Origin of the sequence: Vagococcus proximus, assembly GCF_029143285.1 — a bacterium.
Taxonomy (GTDB): domain Bacteria; phylum Bacillota; class Bacilli; order Lactobacillales; family Vagococcaceae; genus Vagococcus_D; species Vagococcus_D proximus.
Genome location: NZ_JAPDSH010000003.1, coordinates 35,261 through 55,933, shown reverse-complemented (window position 1 = coordinate 55,933; position 20,673 = coordinate 35,261). Strand labels below are relative to the sequence as shown.

General features: G+C 36.4%; 20 protein-coding genes. 15 read left to right on the top strand and 5 right to left on the bottom strand.

What is annotated here, in order from left to right; translation table 11 throughout:
* The first annotated feature begins 22 nt into the window (after positions 1 to 22).
* Together dltC and dltD are read left to right on the top strand one after the other, a co-directional pair.
* A complete protein-coding gene (gene dltC, locus OL233_RS04850; RefSeq protein ID WP_275471245.1) occupies positions 23 to 259 on the top strand; it encodes a D-alanine--poly(phosphoribitol) ligase subunit DltC in 237 nt (78 codons plus the stop codon).
* Positions 259 to 1,524: a D-alanyl-lipoteichoic acid biosynthesis protein DltD gene (dltD, locus tag OL233_RS04845; RefSeq protein WP_275471244.1), complete on the top strand. Its 1,266-nt coding sequence runs from the start codon at positions 259 to 261 to the stop codon at positions 1,522 to 1,524. Before dltC ends, dltD begins: the two co-directional genes overlap by 1 nt.
* Before the next feature lie 37 nt (positions 1,525 to 1,561).
* Here the strand turns inward: dltD and OL233_RS04840 are convergent, their stop codons facing one another.
* Positions 1,562 to 2,335, bottom strand: a complete 774-nt coding sequence (locus OL233_RS04840; protein WP_275471243.1) for an endonuclease/exonuclease/phosphatase family protein — start codon at positions 2,333 to 2,335, stop codon at positions 1,562 to 1,564.
* A gap of 165 nt (positions 2,336 to 2,500) precedes the next feature.
* Here OL233_RS04840 and OL233_RS04835 point away from each other — a divergent pair, with 165 nt between their 5' ends.
* From OL233_RS04835 to lrgB, 8 genes are all read left to right on the top strand, one after another.
* Entirely contained in the window at positions 2,501 to 3,586 is a 1,086-nt protein-coding gene (locus OL233_RS04835) for a M42 family metallopeptidase (RefSeq protein ID WP_275471242.1), read from the top strand.
* Between the two features lie 128 nt (positions 3,587 to 3,714).
* Positions 3,715 to 4,455 (top strand): MBL fold metallo-hydrolase, encoded by a 741-nt coding sequence (locus tag OL233_RS04830; protein ID WP_275471241.1) that lies wholly within the window; start codon positions 3,715 to 3,717, stop codon positions 4,453 to 4,455.
* 11 nt (positions 4,456 to 4,466) lie between these two features.
* On the top strand, positions 4,467 to 5,471 hold the full coding sequence (lplA, locus tag OL233_RS04825) for a lipoate--protein ligase (RefSeq protein ID WP_275471240.1): 1,005 nt from the start codon (positions 4,467 to 4,469) through the stop codon (positions 5,469 to 5,471).
* Between the two features lie 114 nt (positions 5,472 to 5,585).
* Complete coding sequence (locus tag OL233_RS04820) at positions 5,586 to 6,662, top strand: M24 family metallopeptidase (protein WP_275471239.1); 1,077 nt, start codon at positions 5,586 to 5,588, stop codon at positions 6,660 to 6,662.
* 157 nt (positions 6,663 to 6,819) lie between these two features.
* On the top strand, positions 6,820 to 8,589 hold the full coding sequence (locus OL233_RS04815; RefSeq protein ID WP_275471238.1) for a sensor histidine kinase: 1,770 nt from the start codon (positions 6,820 to 6,822) through the stop codon (positions 8,587 to 8,589).
* On the top strand, positions 8,586 to 9,317 hold the full coding sequence (locus tag OL233_RS04810; RefSeq protein ID WP_275471237.1) for a LytTR family transcriptional regulator DNA-binding domain-containing protein: 732 nt from the start codon (positions 8,586 to 8,588) through the stop codon (positions 9,315 to 9,317). The genes OL233_RS04815 and OL233_RS04810 overlap by 4 nt, the downstream gene beginning before the upstream one ends.
* A gap of 174 nt (positions 9,318 to 9,491) precedes the next feature.
* Complete coding sequence (lrgA, locus tag OL233_RS04805) at positions 9,492 to 9,929, top strand: antiholin-like murein hydrolase modulator LrgA (protein ID WP_275471236.1); 438 nt, start codon at positions 9,492 to 9,494, stop codon at positions 9,927 to 9,929.
* Between the two features lies 1 nt (position 9,930).
* Complete coding sequence (gene lrgB, locus OL233_RS04800; protein WP_275471235.1) at positions 9,931 to 10,614, top strand: antiholin-like protein LrgB; 684 nt, start codon at positions 9,931 to 9,933, stop codon at positions 10,612 to 10,614.
* Between the two features lie 96 nt (positions 10,615 to 10,710).
* Here lrgB and trpS read toward each other — a convergent pair whose 3' ends face one another.
* Entirely contained in the window at positions 10,711 to 11,727 is a 1,017-nt protein-coding gene (gene trpS / locus OL233_RS04795) for a tryptophan--tRNA ligase (RefSeq protein WP_275471234.1), read from the bottom strand.
* A 316-nt stretch (positions 11,728 to 12,043) separates the two neighbouring features.
* Between trpS and spxA the strand changes: the two genes are divergently transcribed.
* The 3 genes from spxA to OL233_RS04780 all read left to right on the top strand — a co-directional run bounded on the left by spxA (position 12,044) and on the right by OL233_RS04780 (position 14,032).
* On the top strand, positions 12,044 to 12,442 hold the full coding sequence (gene spxA, locus OL233_RS04790; RefSeq protein ID WP_126831655.1) for a transcriptional regulator SpxA: 399 nt from the start codon (positions 12,044 to 12,046) through the stop codon (positions 12,440 to 12,442).
* 137 nt (positions 12,443 to 12,579) lie between these two features.
* Positions 12,580 to 13,290 carry an adaptor protein MecA gene (locus tag OL233_RS04785; protein ID WP_275471233.1) on the top strand — a complete coding sequence of 237 codons (711 nt, stop codon included), beginning with the start codon at positions 12,580 to 12,582 and terminating at the stop codon, positions 13,288 to 13,290.
* A 55-nt stretch (positions 13,291 to 13,345) separates the two neighbouring features.
* A complete protein-coding gene (locus OL233_RS04780) occupies positions 13,346 to 14,032 on the top strand; it encodes a YjjG family noncanonical pyrimidine nucleotidase (protein WP_275471232.1) in 687 nt (228 codons plus the stop codon).
* Positions 14,033 to 14,052: 20 nt separating this feature from the next.
* Here the strand turns inward: OL233_RS04780 and nrdF are convergent, their stop codons facing one another.
* The 3 genes from nrdF to nrdH form a co-directional block, all read right to left on the bottom strand.
* On the bottom strand, positions 14,053 to 15,021 hold the full coding sequence (nrdF, locus tag OL233_RS04775; RefSeq protein ID WP_275471231.1) for a class 1b ribonucleoside-diphosphate reductase subunit beta: 969 nt from the start codon (positions 15,019 to 15,021) through the stop codon (positions 14,053 to 14,055).
* A gap of 15 nt (positions 15,022 to 15,036) precedes the next feature.
* The gene (gene nrdE / locus OL233_RS04770) at positions 15,037 to 17,199 is read right to left on the bottom strand and encodes a class 1b ribonucleoside-diphosphate reductase subunit alpha (protein ID WP_275471230.1); all 2,163 of its coding nucleotides are present in this window, start codon (positions 17,197 to 17,199) and stop codon (positions 15,037 to 15,039) included.
* A gap of 207 nt (positions 17,200 to 17,406) precedes the next feature.
* Complete coding sequence (gene nrdH, locus OL233_RS04765; protein WP_275471229.1) at positions 17,407 to 17,634, bottom strand: glutaredoxin-like protein NrdH; 228 nt, start codon at positions 17,632 to 17,634, stop codon at positions 17,407 to 17,409.
* Positions 17,635 to 18,048: 414 nt separating this feature from the next.
* Here nrdH and OL233_RS04760 point away from each other — a divergent pair, with 414 nt between their 5' ends.
* Both OL233_RS04760 and feoB read left to right on the top strand, forming a co-directional pair.
* The gene (locus OL233_RS04760; RefSeq protein ID WP_275471228.1) at positions 18,049 to 18,513 is read left to right on the top strand and encodes a FeoA family protein; all 465 of its coding nucleotides are present in this window, start codon (positions 18,049 to 18,051) and stop codon (positions 18,511 to 18,513) included.
* Positions 18,514 to 18,516: 3 nt separating this feature from the next.
* Positions 18,517 to 20,673 (top strand): ferrous iron transport protein B, encoded by a 2,157-nt coding sequence (feoB, locus tag OL233_RS04755; protein WP_275471227.1) that lies wholly within the window; start codon positions 18,517 to 18,519, stop codon positions 20,671 to 20,673.

Below are 20,673 nucleotides of genomic sequence, written 5' to 3'. Positions count from 1 at the left end.
AACTAAAAGGGGAGTATATATCATGTCATTACAAGAAACAGTATTAGATATTTTAGAAGAATTAACAGGAACAGAAGAAGTTAAAGATAATTTAGAATTAGATTTATTTGAGGAAGGGTTACTAGATTCTTTAGGAACTGTCCAATTATTAGTAGAAATTGAAGGCCAATGTGGGGTAACAATTCCTGTAGCAGATTTTGAACGTGATGAGTGGGCAACACCTCAAAAAATTATTAATAAAGTTGTAGCTAATCAATAATGAGTTTTAAAAAGAAATTATTTACTGCGATAGGACCCTTATGTTTAGCATTTGTCATTGTGGCAGGGATTTTTCTTTCGCCCTTCAGATTAAATCCTACAACGCCGAAAGTGACGTCGGAAGCAGCTACATCAATGGGTGTCAATGTAATCAAAGGGAATCAAATTAAGAATAAAGCGATGAAAGAGCATAATTATGTTCCATTCTTTGGATCATCTGAGTTTAGTCGTTTTAATGCGTTTCATCCGTCTGTACTGGCTGAAAAATATGATCGAAACTACCGTCCGTTCTTATTAGGATCTGCCGGAACGCAATCATTGTCACAATTCTTAATGTTACAATCTATGAGTAATGAGATACATGGAAAAAAGGCAGTGTTTGTTATTTCACCACAGTGGTTTGTTAAAGGTGGGGTAAGTAAAGAAATGTTTTCACTTTATTTTTCACCACTTCAAACGTATCAGTGGATACTAAATGTTAAAGACCTTGATGAAGCTGAGGCCTATACAGCAAAACGATTATTGAAATTTAAAAATGTTCGTTCTGACACAACTTTAAAATCATTACTTAAGCAAATTGCTAATGGCGAGCCTTTAAGTACTACACAAGAGAAAATGTGTCGCATGAGATTGAATGTCTTGAATCGTGAGGACCAATTGTTTGGTCACTTAGGTTTAATCAGTCGTCGTAATAAAATTGATAAGCAATTGAAAAAACTGCCAGATACATACGATTTTAATACGTTAGATGAGTTAGCGTATAAAACAGGTCAAAGTAAAACGAAAAGTAATTCTTATGAGATTACGGATTCATTTTATAAAAAGCGTATAATGCCTGTAGAAGCTTCATTAGAGGGCGCTCAGGTAGATTTTGATTATCGTAAATCTGTAGAGTTTTCAGATTTTCAATTATTTTTATCAGAAATAGAGAGACTGAAAATGGATGTTTTATTCGTTATTCCACCAGTCAACGAACGTTGGTCAGATTATACTGGATTATCTACAGAGATGTTAGATGAATTTAGTAAGAAAATTAATTATCAATTACGTTCGCAAGGCTTTACTAATATTGCTGATCTTACAGAGAAACGTGGAGAAGATTACTTTATGGAAGACACAATCCATATCGGATGGCGCGGTTGGTTAGAAATGGATCAATCAGTTGAACCATTTTTGAAAAATCGTAAAGCTAAAAAACAATCTTATAAAATTGATCCTTATTTCTTCACAAAAGAGTGGCAGAAATTAGATCCTAATACATTATAAAAAAACTAACTATCTGAAAAGATAGTTAGTTTTTTTTTTATAATATGATATCAGCTACAACTGGAAAATGATCAGAAGGGAAACGGCAATCGGTACTATCAGTCAATGTACCTAAGCGAGTAACTGTAATACTATCAGAAACAAATAAGTAATCAATTTCAACTAAATTATCCCAATGACAAGTGTAGTCGAATTCTTGAAAGGTTCCTTTAGGTCCATAGACAAGTGTGTTTTGTTTATATTTAGCATCAGTTAATTCCGATGACAGCAATGTATAGGCCTGTTCAGTAGGTTCGGCATTGAAGTCACCCATTAAAATGAAAGGTTGATTGAAATATTGTTTTACTCGACTAGTAATAATTTCAGCACCTAAAACACGCGCTTCTTCTGAAACATGATCCAAATGGGTAACGGCAATGCTTATTTCTTTGTTGCAAATTTTTTCTTTTAACTTAACGCAAACACAAATCCGTTTACACCCTGCACTAGGGTGGATACTAGGTTCATCCGGTGTATCAGATAACCAAAAATGATGAGAGTCAACTAATGAAAAACGATCTTTTTTGAAGAAGAGCCCATTGTACTCGCCTTCTGTTTCACCGTCATCTCGAGCAACGCCGACAAATTCATAGGCGGTTAATTCTTTTAAATCATCTAATTGGTGTGGCAGAGCTTCTTGGACGCCAAAAGCATCCCAATTGTGGTATTTAATTAAATCTTGGACGTGAGGTTTGCGTGCTTGCCAACTCCAATCTCCATCTTCAGGTGTATCTGTTCGGATATTATAGGTTGCGATTTTTAATGAGGTCATGTGGGACATCCTTTCGGTTTTATAATACGCTTAGTATAGGGAATGTAAGCGCTAAAATCAATGGGCGATTTGACCAAAAATAAGATTAAACTGACGGATTATTATATATTTATTTTTACTAATGGTATAATGAAGACGCTTAATAAATTTAGTGAGGTGACGTAGATGGAAAAGAAAGAAGAATTGTTCTTAAAAGAATTAACAGATGCTCGCGGTGTACCAGGTAATGAGGAAGAAGTACGTCAAATTTTTAATAAATACGCAACACCTTTAGCAGATAAAATGTTATATGATGGCTTAGGTGGCGTTGTTGCTAAACATACAGGTGATAAAGAAGGCCCACGTGTTCTAATTATGGGACATATGGATGAAGTAGGATTCATGGTAACGCAAATTACTGAAAAAGGATTTTTAAAATTCCAAACACTAGGTGGTTGGTGGGGACAAGTGATGCTTGCTCAACAAGTCCAAATTAAAACAGATAGTGGAAAAATCATTCATGGTGTTATTGGATGTAAACCGCCACATGTCTTATCAGCTGCGGTTCGTAATAAGCCGTATGATGTAGCAGAGATGTTTATTGATATTGGGGCAACAAGTGCTGATGAAGTGAAAGAATGGGGAATTAAACCAGGTAATATGGTCACACCTTCAACAGAATTCCGTCGTCTAAATGATTCTAAGTTTATGATGGCTAAAGCATGGGATAATCGTATTGGAACAGCTGTCTCACTTAAAGTTTTAGAGAACTTAGTAGAAGAGGGACATCCAAATATTTTATTTGCCGGCAGTAATGCGCAGGAAGAAGTTGGGTTACGAGGATCTAAAACAAGTACGCACCTTACTAAACCAGATATTGCCTTTGCATTAGATACGGGGACTGCAGGAGATACCCCTGGCATGACGCCTAAAGAGTCTTTATCAGAGTTGGGTAAAGGGCCGCAAATCCTAATTTACGATGCTTCAATGATCCCACATAGAAAATTACGTGACTTTGTGATTGATGTAGCCGATGAGTTAGGGATTCCATACCAATTAGAAGTGATTGCCGGTGGCGGAACAGATGCTGGAAGTCAACATGTCTCTAATGACGGCGTGCCATCACTAGCGATTACTGTTGCAACGCGTTACTTACATTCTCATACATCAGTGATTCATGAAGATGATTATTTAAATACGGTTAAACTTGTAACAGAAGTTGTGAAACGCTTGGACAAAAAAACAGTTTCATCATTATGTGATTATAAATAAAAAACAGTATTGTTTTTTATAATAGTAATTCGTCAAACAAAGCTCATAAATCATTGATTTATGAGCTTATTTATATCAATAGAAGTGAGTTTACTTTAAATTATAATATGTAGGAAAGAGGGAGTCGGATGAAGGTAACAGTATTGGGCTACTGGGGAGCGTATCCTTGGAATGGCGAAGGAACGAGTTCGTATCTATTAGAATCTGAAGGGTATCATCTACTTGTTGATGCTGGGAGTAGCACATTGAATAACCTTCAAAAACAGATTGACCCATTGGAACTAGATAGTGTGATTATTTCACATTATCATCATGATCATATTGCTGACCTTGGTGTGCTTCAGTATTACCGTCAGTTACGTGATACAAGTCGTGATGTGCCGGTCTTACCGATATACGGCCACATGGAAGACAACGAGCATTTTAAGACTTTATCCATGCCAGGGATTTCTGAAGGCATGGGATATAAAGAAGGGGATACGGTTGAAATCGGGCCATTCAATATCAGCTTTTTGAGAACAATTCATCCAGTTGTCTGTTTTGCTATGCGCATTGAGGAGCGACAAACAGGAAAAGTTCTAGTTTATACAGCTGATTCGGGTTATTTGGAGTCGTTTAAAGACTTTATGGCAGGAGCAGACCTGGTTATTGCAGATACGTATTTGTTCGAAGGCAATGAAAATCATCATGCCCATTTTACCTCTAAAGAAGCAGGCCAATTAGCAAAAGAAGCCAGCGTTTCTAAATTAGTCTTAAGCCATTTACCACAAGATAAAGACTTAACTCAACTAAAAGAAGAAGCGGTCCGAGCAGCAGGTTCTGCATGTGAGGTCGTTTTAGCAAGTGATAATCTAACATTAACTTTATAGGAGGCTATACCATGTTATTCGTACAAAATGAAAATAATGACCCACGTATTAATTTAGCAATTGAAACATATCTAATGAAAGAATTACCAGTGGACGAACCTATTTTATTATTCTATATTAATGAGCCATCAATTATTATTGGCCGTAACCAAAATACAATTGAAGAAATTAATAAAGAGTATGTTGAAGAAAAAGGCATTCACGTTGTTCGTCGTCTTAGTGGCGGTGGCGCAGTTTATCATGATTTTGGGAATTTAAATTTCAGTTTTATTATGCCAGATGATGGGGAGTCATTCCGTGATTTTGCTAAAGTGACGCAACCGATTATTGATGCGCTTCATGATATGGGCGTAACAGGTGCAGAGCTTAAGGGTCGTAACGATCTAGTGATTGGGGATAAAAAATTCTCTGGAAATGCGATGTACGCAACAAATGGACGCATGTTTGCACATGGGACGATTATGTTTGATAGTGATGTTAACGAAGTGGTTAATGCCCTTAAAGTACGTAAAGATAAAATCGAATCGAAAGGGATTAAATCAATTCGTTCGCGTGTAACAAATATTAAACCTTTCCTAGCAGACGAGTACCAAGATATGAGTACAACAGATTTCCGTCAAGCTATCTTATTTAGAATCTTTGGTGTGGACAATATGGATGATGTTAAAATTTATGATTTAACAGAAGAGGACTGGAAACGAATCAATGAGATTTCAGACCAGTATTACCGCAACTGGGATTGGAATTATGGCCGTTCACCAGAGTTTGATTTAGTCCGTCGTGAGCGTTTTGTAATCGGTTCGGTGGAAGCTAAGATGAACGTTGCTGGTGGTATTATTAACGACATTAGAATCTTTGGTGATTTCTTTGGGCTAGGGGAAATTAAAGATGTAGAGGATCTACTTCGTGGAACTAAGTACGATAAGGAAAGTATTCGCGAAGCAGTTGAGAAAATTGATATTCAAAAATATTTCGGGGGTATTCAAGTGGATGATTTAGTCCAACTTTTATATTAATTAGTGTAAGCAAAGGCCTCTATGCCTTTGCTTTTTTTATATGAGCAAAATGTTCATATATTCACAAGTTGTTGTGGTATAATAAAAGAAGTTAATCATAGGGAGGAACACATTATGAATCAAGAACGTTTAACAAAAGTACTCGATAAAATGTCTGAAAAAAAAGTAAGTCAATTAGTTATTTCAGATGCCACTACTATTTTTTATTTAACAGGTAAAATGATTCACTCAGGCGAGCGTATGCTAGCTTTAGTCATTAAAGAAGATGGGAATCATGCTTTAGTTGTCAATAAATTATTCCCAATTACAGAAGATTTAGGTGTGACATTAGTTGTGATTGATGATACGGATGATGCTGTTGCTGTGTTATTAGAACAATTAGATGCCTCAAAAACAATTGGTATTGATAAAAATTGGCCAGCTCATTTCCTATTAAGCTTAATGGAAAAAACGAATTCAACAGATTTTGTTAACGGTTCGGAAATTACAGATAGCGTGCGTGCCATTAAGAGTGAAGCAGAAATAGAATTAATGCGTGACGTGTCACGTGACAATGATACAGCAATTGGTCGTTTACAAGAGTTAGTTCCGGAAAAATTAACGGAATTAGAGATGAGCGAAAAATTAGCATCTATCTATAAAGAATTAGGTAACTCAGGCTTTTCATTTGAACCTATCGTAGCATATGGTGCTAATGGAGCAGATCCTCATCATGAAACGGATGAGTCAGTCGTTAAAGAAGGCGATAGCATTATTTTAGATATCGGTGGCGTGAAAAATGGTTATTGTTCAGATATGACACGTACGGTTTTCTACAAATCAGTGTCTGATAAGAGTCGTGAGGTCTTTGAAACGGTTTTAGAAGCGAATAAACGCGCGATTGCTAAAGTAAAACCAGGTGTTAAATTTAGCGAAATCGATGCAGCGGCACGTGATTACATTACTGAAAAAGGATATGGTGAATACTTTACGCATCGTACAGGTCACTTTATCGGAATTGAATGTCATGAAGCTGGAGATGTATCAGGTTCAAACCATAACGTTGTGGAACCAGGTATGATTTTCTCAATTGAACCAGGCATTTATATTCAAGGTGAAGTTGGTGTCAGAATTGAAGATTTAGTAGTAGCAACAGAAGACGGTTGCGAAGTCTTGAATCACTATCCAAAAGAAATAAAAATTATTGGTTAAATCAAAAGCTAACTCCAATGAGTTAGCTTTTTTTGTTTAAGGTAACTCAACTGCTCTTCAGGGCATCTCAGTGTGAGAAACACATGTAATTAGCAGATTTAGAGTATAATAGATACGTAGTTATTTTGGAGTTAGGTTACTAATTGGAGGAAATGAAATGGCACGAATTAATTTATTTATTATGATGATGGAACGCGTAGGGTTGATTATTTTACTAGCCTTCTTGCTTGTTAATGTGAATTATTTTAAGAAGATATTACTTAATCGAAGGGCGATGCGCTCCAAGATATTACTCATTACCGTTTTTGGGGTATTCGCTGTTATTTCAAACTTAACGGGAATAGAAATCACAGATAATGAAGTGATTTCGACTAGTTTTTTAACAGCATTGTCTGAAAATGCATCACTTGCTAATACCCGAACTCTTGCGATTGGTGTATCGGGTTTGACTGGGGGCCCATTAGTTGGGATTGGTGTAGGGTTAATTGGCGGTCTTCACCGCTTTCTACAAGGGAGTGGAAGTGGTGCTTTTTATATTATTTCATCAACATTAGTTGGGGTATTATCAGGCTTAGTGGGTTCAAAGTTTATCAAAAAAGCTAGTTTTCCTTCACCTCTTCAAGCTGCAGCGGTAGGGATGGTGATGGAAAGTATTCAGCTTGTTTTTGTAGGGTTATTTACGAGTTCTAACTTAGAAGTTGGCTGGAATTTAGTAAAATTCATTTCAATGCCAATGCTTCTTTTAAATAGTGTCGGAACATTTATTTTTATTTCTATTATCACCTCTACTTTACAACGTGAGGAACAAACTAAAGCAGTACAAACGCATGATGTTTTAGAACTAGCTGCGAAGACACTTCCTTATTTTAGAAGTGGTTTAAACGAAACATCATGTAAAGAAGTGGCAGAGATTATTAAACGTTATACCAAAGTAGATGCTATTAGTATGACAGATACGCATCAGATATTAGCGCACGTGGGAGCTGGGAGTGACCATCATATTCCAGAATTAGAAGTGATTACGGAATTGTCGAGAGCCGCTTTGAAGACAGGAGAACTGAAAATTGCTAGATCTCAAGAGGAAATTGGCTGTAATAATGCTCACTGTCCGCTTAGAGGAGCGATTGTTATTCCGTTAATTTCTCATGATAAAATGGTCGGCACTTTAAAAATGTACTTTTCAGATGCCAGTCGTCTGACTCATGTAGAGGAGCAATTAGCTCGTGGTTTAGGAGATATTTTTTCTACTCAATTAGAATTAGGGGAAGCCGAACAGCAATCTAGTTTACTGAAAGATGCTGAAATAAAATCGTTACAAGCGCAAGTCAATCCCCATTTCTTTTTCAATGCAATCAATACCATTTCAGCCTTAATGAGACGAGATGTTGATAAAGCAAGAGAGTTATTGCTCCAATTAAGTACCTATTTCAGATCTAATTTACAAGGGGCTAGGCAAGTTCAAATTCCATTAGAAAAAGAATTAGAACATGTGGCAGCGTACTTGTCATTAGAGCAAGCACGTTTTCCAGATAAGTATGATGTTGAGCTGATCGTAGAAGAACAGTTGAAAGAAGTGTTGGTGCCACCGTTTGCTATTCAAATATTGGTTGAAAATGCTATTCGTCATGCTTTTGGTCAGCGAGCCAAAGATAATCGGATAGTTGTGAGTATTGCACAGCACAATGAGTTATTAAGAGTACAAGTGGCGGACAATGGATACGGAATCGCACCAGACAAGTTAGATAAGGTCGGCAAGGAAGTAGTTGTTTCTGAAAAAGGAACAGGAACCGCTTTGGAAAATCTTCATAGACGACTTGTTAATTTGTATGGAGAACAAGGGAAACTTGAGTTTAAGAATAATACAGTAGGTGGGGCAACCATTACAATAACGATGCCCTTAGTTTTAGAGGAGGCAAATGATAAATGAAAATTTTAGTTGTAGACGATGAACCGTTAGCAAGAGATGAGCTGATTTACCTTTTAAATAAAATAGGTGGTGTAGATGAAATCAATGAAGCAGATAGTGTGGTTACGGCATTAGCAAGTATTATCGATACTAAACCTGATATTGTTTTTTTAGACATACACTTAACAGGAGAAAGTGGGTTTGATTTAGCTGAAAAATTTGTAGGGATGAAGCAGCCACCTAAGGTTATTTTTGCAACAGCCTATGATGAGTACGCTTTAAAAGCATTTGAAGTGAATGCAGTGGATTATGTGTTAAAACCTTTTGAAGAAAAGCGAATCAAGCAAGCACTTGATAAGGTGAAAGAAGGCTTACTGGTAAATTCAGAGAGTGAAGTGGAGGAAGAAAATGCTGTAACACCGTCTAATAACCTTGCTTTACAAGTAAATGATCGCATTGTCGTATTAAACTCCAAAGATATTTTATTTGCTAGCGTAGATACAGATGGTTTGAGTATTGTGACGAGCAAACAACACTATCATGTCAATGAAACATTAAGTTGGTTAGAGAAAAAATTAGATCCTTCTTTATTTTTTAAAACACATCGTAGTTACTTAGTGAATGCTACAGCGATTAAAGAAGTTCAACCTTGGTTTAATCATACGTATCAACTGACCTTAGTAGATGGACAGAAGCTGCCAGTCAGTCGTTCTTATGTTAAGGAATTGAAGAATCGAATTGGGTTATAAAAGAAGTTGCTACCTCTGTAGCAACTTCTTTTTTATTAGGGCATTTCAGCTTTTGATAAAGGTAACTCGGTTATGAATTTGGTCGTTTAGTCCGTAAAACACTCACAAAATGGCTTTTTCTCGTTATAGTAAAGACATCAAATAACAACAATTACTTAATAAGGAGCGAGAAAAATGTCTAAACAAAAAACGTACTCATTCTTACAACAAGCTTTTATTTTTGCAGCTATTATGCTAGTTTCTAATTTTATTGTTCAATTCTTACCTTTCCCGATGCCAACATCAGTGATGGGCTTGGTATTATTATTTATTTGCCTCTGCTTGAAAATTGTTAAACTTGAACAGGTAGAAGGGTTAGGAAATAGCTTAACAAGTTTGATTAGTTTCTTATTTGTTCCATCTGGAATATCTGTTATTAATTCATTAGGCTTAATGAAAGAATATGGTTTCCAAATTGTTTCAATTATTGTGATAGCTACGGTTATTTTATTAGCGGTAACAGGTTGGAGTGCTAGTTTCTTACTTAAATTACGTGACGGTGAACGTGGTAAATTGAAAGAGGTCGTTCAAAGTGCCACACCAATTTTTAAAGAAGTGAAAGAGGTGAATTAACATGACTCCATATTTCGGAATTATGGTATCATTAACAGCGTTTGGAATTGGTTCATTGTTATTCAAAAAAAGTAAAGGATTCTTCTTATTCACACCTTTATTTGTAGCGATGGTTTTAGGCGTAGCATTCTTAAAAATAGGTCACTTTTCATATGAGGATTACAGTAGTGGTGGGAAGATGATTGGGTTCTTCTTAGAACCAGCAACAATCGCTTTTGCAATTCCACTTTATAAACAACGTGATGTTTTGAAAAAATACTGGCTTGAAATTTTGTCAGCTATTACGATTGGTTCAATTGGCTCAGTATTAGTAGTTTACTTGCTAGCATCAGTGTTTGGTGTAGAACAAGGGATTATGGCCTCATTATTACCAGAAGCTTCAACAACAGCGATTGCGGTACCTCTATCAGAATCAATTGGCGGGATAAGCGCGATTACATCATTTGCTGTTATTTTTAATGCAGTTATTGTTTATGCGCTAGGTAAATTCCTAGTAGAGAAACTTAACATAAAAAATCCGATTGCTCGCGGATTAGCTTTAGGAACGAGTGGCCATGCGTTGGGTGTATCAGTCAGCATGGAAATGGGTGAAGTCGAAGCCGCAATGGCAAGTATTGCAGTGGTTGTGGTAGGTGTCATCACAGTAGTAGTTGTCCCAATCTTTGCAACAATGGTGGGACTATAAAAGTCGGTAACAGGTTTACTAGCTCAACTGTTTCATAAGTTGGGCTAGTTTTTTTGTGCAATAAAAAAACGAGATCATACGATCTCGTTTAGATTATTATAATGTCATACGACCTTTACGACCAAGTCCAACACCATTACGCATTTTTTGTAAGGTTTTCTTAGCAACTTTATTAGCTTTTTCAGCACCAGTATCCAAGATTTCATGTAATTCGTCAGAAGAAAGTAATTCTTTTTGACGTGTTTGGATAGGTTCTAAAACTGCGACAATTGCTTCAGCTAAATCAGTTTTGAATTCGCCATAACCAGCATCTTTGTAACGCTCTGCTAAAGTAGCGATACTTTCACCCGTCATAGCTGAGAAAATAGTCAGTAAGTTTGAGATTCCTGGTTTATTTTCAACATCATACTCAATTTTACCGCTAGAATCTGTTACAGCAGATTTTATTTTTTTACGAATAGCAGCAGGCTCATCTAACATTGAGATGTAACCTTTTGCATTTGTATCAGATTTACTCATTTTTTTAGTTGGCTCTTGTAAACTCATGATGCGAGCACCGTGTTTTGGAATTTTCACTTCTGGTTTAATTAGAATAGGTTGATCAGCCGTGCCGTAACGGTTATTGAAACGTTCAACGAAATCACGTGTTAATTCTAAATGTTGTTTTTGATCTTCTCCAACAGGAACTAAATTCGCATTGTAAAGAATAATATCAGCTACCATAAGTGGCGGGTAAGTTAAAAGTGCAGCACTTACACCAGTACGGCCATTATTTTGAGATTTATCTTTGAATTGAGTCATACGCTCTAATTCACCGATAGTTGTATTACATTGTACAATCCAAGCGGCTTCAGCATGAGCACTGACTTCTGATTGGATAAAAATAGTCGCTTTTTCAGGATCTAGTCCAACAGCTAAGTATAGAGCTGCTAAGCCTAATGTTTGTTGACGCAGTTTTAAACGGTCTTGAGGAACAGTAATAGCATGTTCATCTACGATACAGTAATAACAGTTATAATCATCTTGAAGGGCTACGAATTGTTGCATTGCCCCAATATAATTTCCGATAGTGGGGATACCACTAGGTTGAATACCTGAGAAAATAGTTTCCATATTATTTGATCTTCCTAACATCTTTTTTATCTATTATACGTGAAAAAAAGTGAAAAAGACAGTCACAAATCTGAGTAAAGCGCAGTTAAAAGGGTTTAAATAACAGATAATAAAGAGTAAGATTAAAGAATGATGAGTTTTGGTAGTTTTCTGAAAAAAAAGTGTCTATAAAGTCATGAAACTATGATAAATAGTGAGAACTTAAATGAGATTTTTTTCATTTAGGGGTGGTAATTATATTTATAATAGGTTATAATGAATTCAAGAGGTACTTAATAAAAGTACTAAAAGGATTGAATTAGAAGGAGTGATGCAAATGTTAACACTATATACGTCTCCAAGTTGTACATCATGTCGAAAAGCGAGAGCTTGGTTAGTTGACCAAGAAATTCCTTATACGGAACGTAATATCTTTTCTGAGCCATTGAATATCGATGAGCTTAAAGGGATTTTAAGAATGACAGAAGATGGTACTGAAGAAATCATCTCAACGCGTTCGAAAGTTTTCCGTAAATTAGATATGGACTTAGACGATTTATCATTGCCAGAACTGTTAACGCTAGTTCAAGAAAATCCTGGTTTGTTACGTCGACCAATCATGATCGATGAAAAACGTCTTCAAGTTGGTTTTAATGAAGATGAAATCCGTCGTTTCTTACCAAGAGAAGTAAGAGCATTAGAGTTACGCCAAGCTCAATTAATGGCTGGCTTATAGAAAGACACTTGTTCCCCATCATTAGATGGGGTTTTTTGTAGACTTTTTCCTTTACTTTTTAGGGTTTTAGGCTACAATGTTTTTATAGAGTAAATAGTTACTTGGTTACCAAGTAATAGAGAAGAGGTGTAGCAAAAATGGAAATGGAACGCATTAATGAAAATACCATTCGTGTATTAATTGAAAATGCTGATTTAGAGGCGCGAGGAATATCCTTTCTTGATCTATTAGGAAATCATAAACAAATTGAAAGTTTCTTTTACAGTATTTTAGAAGAAGTTGATATTGATGAACAGTTCCAAGAAACGGATGCTGTCACTTTCCAAGTGCTACCAAATCGTAATGGTTTAGAGTTATTCATAAGTAAAAATTTACTGAATGGTGAAGAGAATGATTTACCAGAGCTTTCAGAATTGATTAATCAAGACTCGTTTGGGGACTTTGTAAAAAGTCAGATGGGAGAGCGAGATGTGTTAGTTAAAGGTAATAATGCATTAGAGCAGAATTCAGACCAAGAGGTTGAAGTTGAACTTGATACAGCTAATCCATTTATTGACGCTGTTGTTCGATTTGCTAGCTTTGAAGATTTGATTAGTCTTGCTAAGATTGCATCTTTCAATCATGTCCTTTCTAATGTTTATCAATTAGCGGGTGATCCAGATGTTTTCTTTTTACAATTGTCCTTTTCAATGGAAGAGCTAACTGAAAATCAGGTGAATGAAGATTTAGCGATTGCGCTGGAATATGGAACATTAAGTAATGTGACACCAGAAGTCTTAGCTGAGTATGGAAAAGAAATCATGGTGGAAAGTGCACTAGAACAATTGAATCATTATTTTAAAAAATAACAAAACTTTAAGACTGAGGTCTTAAAGTTTTTCTTATATAGGAAAGGAATTTTAGATGATTAAAACGATTTTATTTGATATTGATGATACCTTGTTAAATTTTAAAAAAGGTCAAAAAAATGCCTTAAGAAAGATGTTTAATGATCAAGGTATAGAGATGACCTCAGATGTATTTGAAACGTACCAAGCACGTAACCATGAGCTTTGGCAACAGTTTGAACGAGGTGAGATTGAAAAAGACCGGGTATTATCAGAGCGTTTCACTTATATTTTTGACAAATGTGGATTGGTTCGAGATGGTAAAGAGATGGATGAGCTATTTCGCGGGTATTTAAAAGAAGAAGCCATTTTACTACCACATGCTTATGAAACGGTTAGTGTACTAAGTGAGCAGTATGACCTTTATATTGTAACCAATGGGGTATCTGTTACACAATATCATCGTTTGGATAAGTCCGGATTAAGACCTTATTTTAAAGATGTATTTGTATCAGAAGATACGGGCTATCAAAAACCAATGCGAGAGTTTTTTGATTATGCTTTTGAGCGGATGTCTAAAGCTGATCCAGATGAGACCATTATCATTGGGGATTCATTAAGTGCAGATATTGTTGGTGGCAATAGATACGGGATCAAAACGTGTTGGTATAATCCTGAAAACCTCGAGATGACAGGTGAAAGCCAACCTGATTATGTCATTAATGATCTATCTAAATTACCGGAACTATTAAAAAAAAGCTAACCCAAACGGGTTAGCTTTTTTTATTTATTCATTCCGATTAAATAATCGTCATCATTCATTGCTTCGACACTACCTAGTAGGTAACCATTTCCAACTTGTGAGAAGAAGTCATGATTGCTTGTACCTGTTGATAAGCCGTTCATAACGATAGGATTAACATCATTGGCAGTATCTGGGAATAGAGGATTCATCCCTAAGTTCATCAACGCTTTATTTGCATTGTAACGTAGGAATGTTTTCACTTCTTCTTGCCAGCCAAGCTCACCGTAAAGTAAGTCAGTATAGCCTTCTTCATTTTCATATAATTCATACAACAAATTATACATCCAGTCTTCCATTTCAGCTTGTTCGTCTTCTGTCAGCTGATTGAATCCCAATTGGAATTTGTAACCAATGTAAGTTCCATGTACTGATTCATCACGGATGATTAACTTAATAATCTCTGCTACGTTAGCAAGCTTGTTGTTTCCTAAGTAATAAAGAGGAGCAAAGAAACCTGAGTAGAACAAGAAAGTTTCAGCATAAACACTGGCTACTTTCTTTTGTAAAGGTGTTCCATCTTTGTAGATGTCGTTGATGATTTTTGCTTTCTTTTGTAAGAATTCATTTGTGTTTGTCCATTCGAAGATTTCATCAATCTCAGTTTTTGTATTTAGTGTACTAAAGATAGATGAGTAACTTTTAGCATGAACAGATTCCATGAATTGGATATTGTTTAAAACAGCCTCTTCGTGAGGGGTTCTAACATCAGGTCTAATCGCATCAATCGCACTTTCTGATTGAATGGTATCTAAAAGTGTTAGACCACCAAAAACGTAGCCGACCATTTGTTTTTCTGTTTCAGATAGCGCACGCCAGTCATCTAAATCGTTTGATAAAGGAATACGAGTGTCTAACCAAAATTGCTCCGTTAGTTTTTCCCATGTTGATTTATCAATCATATCTTCAATGCTGTTCCAGTTTATCGCTTCATAATATGTTTGGCTCATTTTAATCGTCCTCTCTTAAATAACACAACTTTCGCATGAGTTACTTCCAATTTCTTCTTCATCATCAGTGAAGGTACGGATGTAGTAAATTGATTTAACACCTTTATGGAACGCATAATGACGTAAAATATTTAGGTCACGTGTTGTTTGTTTTGTAGTCCCTGTTTTCCACTCGTAAAGCCCCTCTGGAATGTCAGAACGCATAAATAACGTTAAGCTCATACCTTGGTCGATGTGTTGTTGAGCAGTTGCATAAACATCAATGACTTTACGCATATCCATATCATAAGCTGATGTGTAATAAGGTAGCGTTTCGTTGCTTAGATACGGTGCTGGGTAGTAGATTTTACCAATTTTCTTCTCTTGACGTTCTTCGATTAAGCGAGTAATCGGATGGATACTTGCGCTTGTATCGTTGATATAAGAGATAGAACCATTTGGTGCCACAGCAAGACGGTTTTGGTGATACAGGCCATCTTTTTTAACAGCCGATTTTAATTTAGCCCAGTCTTCAGCAGTTGGAATGAAAATGCCTTCGAACAAAGCTTTAACTTTATCAAATTGTGGTTGGTGGTTAGCTTCAATGTATTGATCGAAGTAAGTCCCAGTTGCATAATCTGATTTTTCAAAGTGATTAAAAGTAGCTTGACGTTCACGTGCCATTTCATTACTTTCCACAAGTGTCCAGTAGTTTAATAACATGAAATAGATGTTAGTGAAGTCGATTGATTCAGGAGAGCCATATTCCATTTGATTTTTAGCGAAGTAGGAGTGTAAGCCCATTGCGCCTAAACCAATCGTATGGTTCAAGTCGTTACCGTTCTTAATAGAAGGAACAACATCAATGCTTGATGCATCTGTAACGTATGTTAAAGCACGTGTCATTGTACGAACTGACTTACCAAAATCAGTACTTGCCATTAAGTTTGGAATATTTGTAGACCCTAAGTTACAGCTAATGTCAGTCCCAAGAACATCATAGTCTTGCGTGTCATTAATAACAGAAGGCTCTTGAATTTGTAAGATTTCAGAACATAGGTTACTCATGATGATTTTACCATCAACAGGGTTGGCACGATTTGCTGTGTCAATATTGATGATATAAGGGTAACCTGATTCTTGTTGTAATTTACTAATTTCATTTTCTAAATCACGTGCTCTAATTTTAGATTTACGGATATTAGGGTTTGCTACTAACTTATCGTATTCTTTTGTAATATCGATATATGAGAAAGGAACGCCGTATTCTTTTTCAACACTATAAGGACTGAATAGATACATATCCTCATTGTTACGTGCTAATTCGTAAAACTTATCAGGGACATTTAAGCCAAGTGAGAGTGTTTTAACACGAATTTTTTCATCGGCATTTTCTTTTTTTGTTGATAGGAACATTTCGATATCTGGATGGAAGACGTTTAAGTAAACCACACCAGCACCTTGACGTTGACCTAATTGGTTACTGTAGCTGAAGCTATCTTCGAATAATTTCATAACAGGAACAACACCACTTGCTGCCCCTTCGTAACCTTTGATAGGGGCACCAGCTTCACGTAAATTATTAAGCGAAATCCCAACACCACCACCAATGCGTGATAATTGCAAAGCACTGTTGATTGAACGACCAATGCTGTTCATATCATCTGTTACTTGTAATAAGAAACACGATACAAGCTCTCCGCGGCGTTTACGGCCGGCATTTAAGAAAGAAGGTGTCGCAGGTTGGTAACGTTGATGGATCATCTCATCAGCAATGTCTAAGGCTAGTTGTTCATTGCCGTCAGCAAAGTACAACGCATTAAATGCTACACGATCTTCATAGCGTTCTAAATATAGAGTCCCTTCATTATTTTTAAGGGCATATTGCGAATAGAATTTGTAAGCAGCCATAAATGACTTGAACTGAAAGTTTTGTTCAGCCAAGTAAGTATAAAGCTCGTCAATAAAAGTCATTGAATACTTACTAATAAATTCAGCCTCAATAAAGTCATGCTCTATTAAATAATTGATTTTATCTTCAGTCGAGTTAAACGTCATCGTATTAGGTTCGACGTTCTCTTTAAAGAAAGCATCTAGAGCCTCTTTATCTTTGTGTAAAGGAATTTGGCCATCAACTGGACGGTTAATCTCATTGTTTAGCTCAAAATAGCTAACATCAGTTAATTGTTTTAAACTCACGTTGAATCACTACTTTCTTAAATTTTTTCTTCAATCATCTATTATACTAGATTTTTTATAATAACCAACTTAATTGTTTGATTTTTATAAAAAATCTAGCATAGGAAATTGAGCGGATAACTGACATATAACGCAACAAAATCGCCCGCTACCTGACTGTAGTGAACGATTTTGTCAGTCTATACCTTGTTTGATATAGTATCGCTATTAAACTGCTAAAGAGCGTAATTGGTCTGGACGGAATCCAACGATTGAGATATCTTCGTTAGCTGTTACAACAGGAACACTACGGTAGCCATTGTCTTTTAACCAATCAATATATTGTGGTTCAGTGTCGATGTTAACTTCATTATAAGAAACGTTCTTCTCGCTTAAGAAACGTTTTGTCATTTTGCATTGTGGGCAGTTATCTTTAGTATATAGTGTAATATTCATAGTATTATTTCCTCCGATTTGTTCGAATTAATTATATACCTAGTATACCCCCTAAAAGGTAAAAGTCAACACGAACACACAAGATATTGTGCCTGTGAAATAATGAGCCACTACCATTGGTATTTGGACTTGACAAGATGGAGCTTGATATTATCTGCTTTCACACTATTTTCATAAGAAAACGACTTGGAAAATAAAAAAAAAACAATCAAAATTGGTTTATTTTTTGAAAGGAAAAATACTAGATATAGTGTAGACAACTAAATTGAACTACATCTAGTAGTGGAACAAAATTACCCTCTAATTGACACTAGCAACTGAAAAGAGTAGGATGAGTTTAACAACTGATAATCATTATCAGTTACTAAAAAGAGTTCTAATTAATCGTTTCTTTCTATATAAAGGAGAATGATCATGCAATTAACAGAAGCAGTGATTGGTCAAAAATATTATGTCAGTGATTTATTACTTACAGGGAGCTCGGAGCGACATCTTGCTAACTTAGGTTTAGTGGTAGGCGCACCAATCCGTGTTATTTCAAAGAAAAAATCTGGCGATTATATTGTGAAAGTAAAAGATAGTCGTCTCGCAATGGATGACAGAGTAGTCAATCAAATTAGAATTACATCAGAGGAAAGACAACATCTGGTTCCGCAAACGCTAGCAGAAATAAGTGTAGGGGATAGTGTGGTTGTCGATAAAATAGTCGGCCCAAAAGAAGTGAAACGTCGTCTGATGGATATGGGATTGACACGAGGGACACCGATTGTCATACGAAAGGTTGCGCCTTTAGGTGACCCGTTAGAATTAAGTGTCAGAGGATACGAGTTGACGTTAAGAAAAACAGAAGCAGAGACAATTATGGTAAAGGAAGGCTAAACTATGCCCAAACATTCATTAGCATTAGTAGGTAATCCGAATAGTGGTAAGACAAGTTTGTTTAATCTTTTAACTGGAAGTAGTCAGTCAGTTGGCAATTGGCCAGGGGTTACAGTGGAACGAAAAGAAGGCAGTTACCGAAAAAATAAAGACCTTCTTATTCAAGATTTGCCAGGCATTTATTCGTTGTCACCTTATACACCGGAAGAAGTTGTCGCAAGAAATTATTTGTTACATGAACAGCCACAAGGCATTATTAATATAGTAGATGGCAGTAATTTGGAACGCAATTTGTATCTGACCTTGCAACTATTGGATTTGGGAACTCCCGTTGTTCTGGGTTTAAATATGTTGGATGTTGTCAAGAAGCAAGGGAAAGAAATTAACATTGAGAAACTAGCGTATGGTTTGGGTGTTGATGTTGTAGGCATGAGCGTGGTCAAAAAAGAAGGTGTCGAAGAGTTAATGACCATAGCTGAAAAGTTGACAGTTGATTGTCCGTTTCACCTTCGCTCAGTAATGTATGATGACCGTTTAGAAGCAGCCCTATCTGAGATTAAGCAATTGTTAATGAGCGAGCCGTTGACAGATAGTCAAGGTAAACTCCTTTCTAACGATAATTTAAGATGGTACAGTATTAAATTATTCGAACGAGATGAAGCCATTGAGCAAGAGCTAATGTTGCCAGAGGCAATCAAAAAAGAAATTAATGAGATTATTGCTATCACGGAAAAAATATTTGGTGATGATAGTGAAAGTATTATTATTAATGAGCGCTATGATTTTATTACAAAGTTGATCAGTTTGTGTTTGATTCAGACGAAGGACTTTAGCTTAACCGCGAGTGATAAAATTGATCGTGTGGTAACGAATCGTTTCTTAGCATTGCCCATTTTCGCGTTAATTATGTGGGCAGTGTACTATTTATCGATTCAAACATTAGGAACTATGGGGACCGATTGGTTAAACGATAAATTATTTGGAGAGTTTGTTCCGAATTATTTATCCGTATGGTTAGAAAAGGGGCAAGTTGCAGACTGGATGCAACGGTTAATCTTAGATGGTATTATTGCCGGTGTGGGAGCTGTTATCGGCTTCTTACCACAATTAATTATGTTGTTCTTATGTTTGGGATTATTAGAAGATTGTGGCTATATGTCTCGAATTGCGTTTGTTATGGACCGTTTGTTTAGACGATTTGGTTTATCTGGTAAGTCTTTTATTCCAATGTTAATTGCGACTGGATGTGGCGTACCAGGGATCATGGCTAGTCGTACGATTGAAAATGAAAAAGACCGAAAAATTACAGTGATAGTGACAACCTTTATGCCTTGCTCGGCCAAGCTACCAGTCATAGCTTTAATCGCAGGGGCGTTATTTCCACATGCGAGTTGGGTCGCCCCCTCCGCTTATTTTGTAGGAATTGCTGCCATTGTATTTTCGGGTATTATGCTTAAGAAAACACAGGCCTTATCAGGTGAGGCCGCTCCGTTTATTATGGAATTGCCAGCCTATCATTTGCCACGTTTTAGAGGGGTGTTACAACAAACCTACCATCGAAGTAAGGCTTTCGTAAAAAATGCAGGAACCTTAATTTTTGTATCGAGTATCTTAATTTGGTTGACGTCAAATGTTAGTTGGAGTCTCCATTTTGTATCAGAAGATAAAAGTATTTTGGCAAGTATTGGTGGCGTGGTAAGTTATCTATTTAAACCGCTTGGTTGGGGCGATTGGCGTAGTAGTGTTGCCACGATGACAGGTCTGGTTGCTAAGGAGAACGTCGTGAATACCTTTGGAATTTTATTTGGGAGTACAACTGAGGTGTCTGAATACGGTCAAGAAATTTGGCCAGCCCTTAGAGAAGCGTATACCCCTGTATCAGGTTACTCTTTCTTAATTTTTAATCTACTGTGTGCCCCATGCTTTGCAGCTATTGGTGCAATCCACCGTGAGATGGGCAACGTCAAATGGACGTTGATTGCAGTTGGATTCCAGTGTGGCTTAGCCTATATTGTCAGTCTTATTATTTACCAATTAGGGGTTGTCTTATTTGAAGGACAGTCTTTCGATTTTGGAACAGTAGTTGGACTTATAAGTTTAGCTTTCTTGGTTTACGCGGTTGTCAGACGACCCCGTGCCACTCGTGTTGAGTTAATGTAA

Bases quoted from the DNA above. Each gene is read 5' to 3' on its own strand.
- dltC (WP_275471245.1), top strand. From the start codon at position 23: ATGTCATTACAAGAAACAGTATTAGATATTTTAGAAGAATTAACAGGA.
- dltD (WP_275471244.1), top strand. From the start codon at position 259: ATGAGTTTTAAAAAGAAATTATTTACTGCGATAGGACCCTTATGTTTA.
- OL233_RS04840 (WP_275471243.1), bottom strand. From the start codon at position 2,335: ATGACCTCATTAAAAATCGCAACCTATAATATCCGAACAGATACACCT.
- OL233_RS04835 (WP_275471242.1), top strand. From the start codon at position 2,501: ATGGAAAAGAAAGAAGAATTGTTCTTAAAAGAATTAACAGATGCTCGC.
- OL233_RS04830 (WP_275471241.1), top strand. From the start codon at position 3,715: ATGAAGGTAACAGTATTGGGCTACTGGGGAGCGTATCCTTGGAATGGC.
- lplA (WP_275471240.1), top strand. From the start codon at position 4,467: ATGTTATTCGTACAAAATGAAAATAATGACCCACGTATTAATTTAGCA.
- OL233_RS04820 (WP_275471239.1), top strand. From the start codon at position 5,586: ATGAATCAAGAACGTTTAACAAAAGTACTCGATAAAATGTCTGAAAAA.
- OL233_RS04815 (WP_275471238.1), top strand. From the start codon at position 6,820: ATGGCACGAATTAATTTATTTATTATGATGATGGAACGCGTAGGGTTG.
- OL233_RS04810 (WP_275471237.1), top strand. From the start codon at position 8,586: ATGAAAATTTTAGTTGTAGACGATGAACCGTTAGCAAGAGATGAGCTG.
- lrgA (WP_275471236.1), top strand. From the start codon at position 9,492: ATGTCTAAACAAAAAACGTACTCATTCTTACAACAAGCTTTTATTTTT.
- lrgB (WP_275471235.1), top strand. From the start codon at position 9,931: ATGACTCCATATTTCGGAATTATGGTATCATTAACAGCGTTTGGAATT.
- trpS (WP_275471234.1), bottom strand. From the start codon at position 11,727: ATGGAAACTATTTTCTCAGGTATTCAACCTAGTGGTATCCCCACTATC.
- spxA (WP_126831655.1), top strand. From the start codon at position 12,044: ATGTTAACACTATATACGTCTCCAAGTTGTACATCATGTCGAAAAGCG.
- OL233_RS04785 (WP_275471233.1), top strand. From the start codon at position 12,580: ATGGAAATGGAACGCATTAATGAAAATACCATTCGTGTATTAATTGAA.
- OL233_RS04780 (WP_275471232.1), top strand. From the start codon at position 13,346: ATGATTAAAACGATTTTATTTGATATTGATGATACCTTGTTAAATTTT.
- nrdF (WP_275471231.1), bottom strand. From the start codon at position 15,021: ATGAGCCAAACATATTATGAAGCGATAAACTGGAACAGCATTGAAGAT.
- nrdH (WP_275471229.1), bottom strand. From the start codon at position 17,634: ATGAATATTACACTATATACTAAAGATAACTGCCCACAATGCAAAATG.
- OL233_RS04760 (WP_275471228.1), top strand. From the start codon at position 18,049: ATGCAATTAACAGAAGCAGTGATTGGTCAAAAATATTATGTCAGTGAT.
- feoB (WP_275471227.1), top strand. From the start codon at position 18,517: ATGCCCAAACATTCATTAGCATTAGTAGGTAATCCGAATAGTGGTAAG.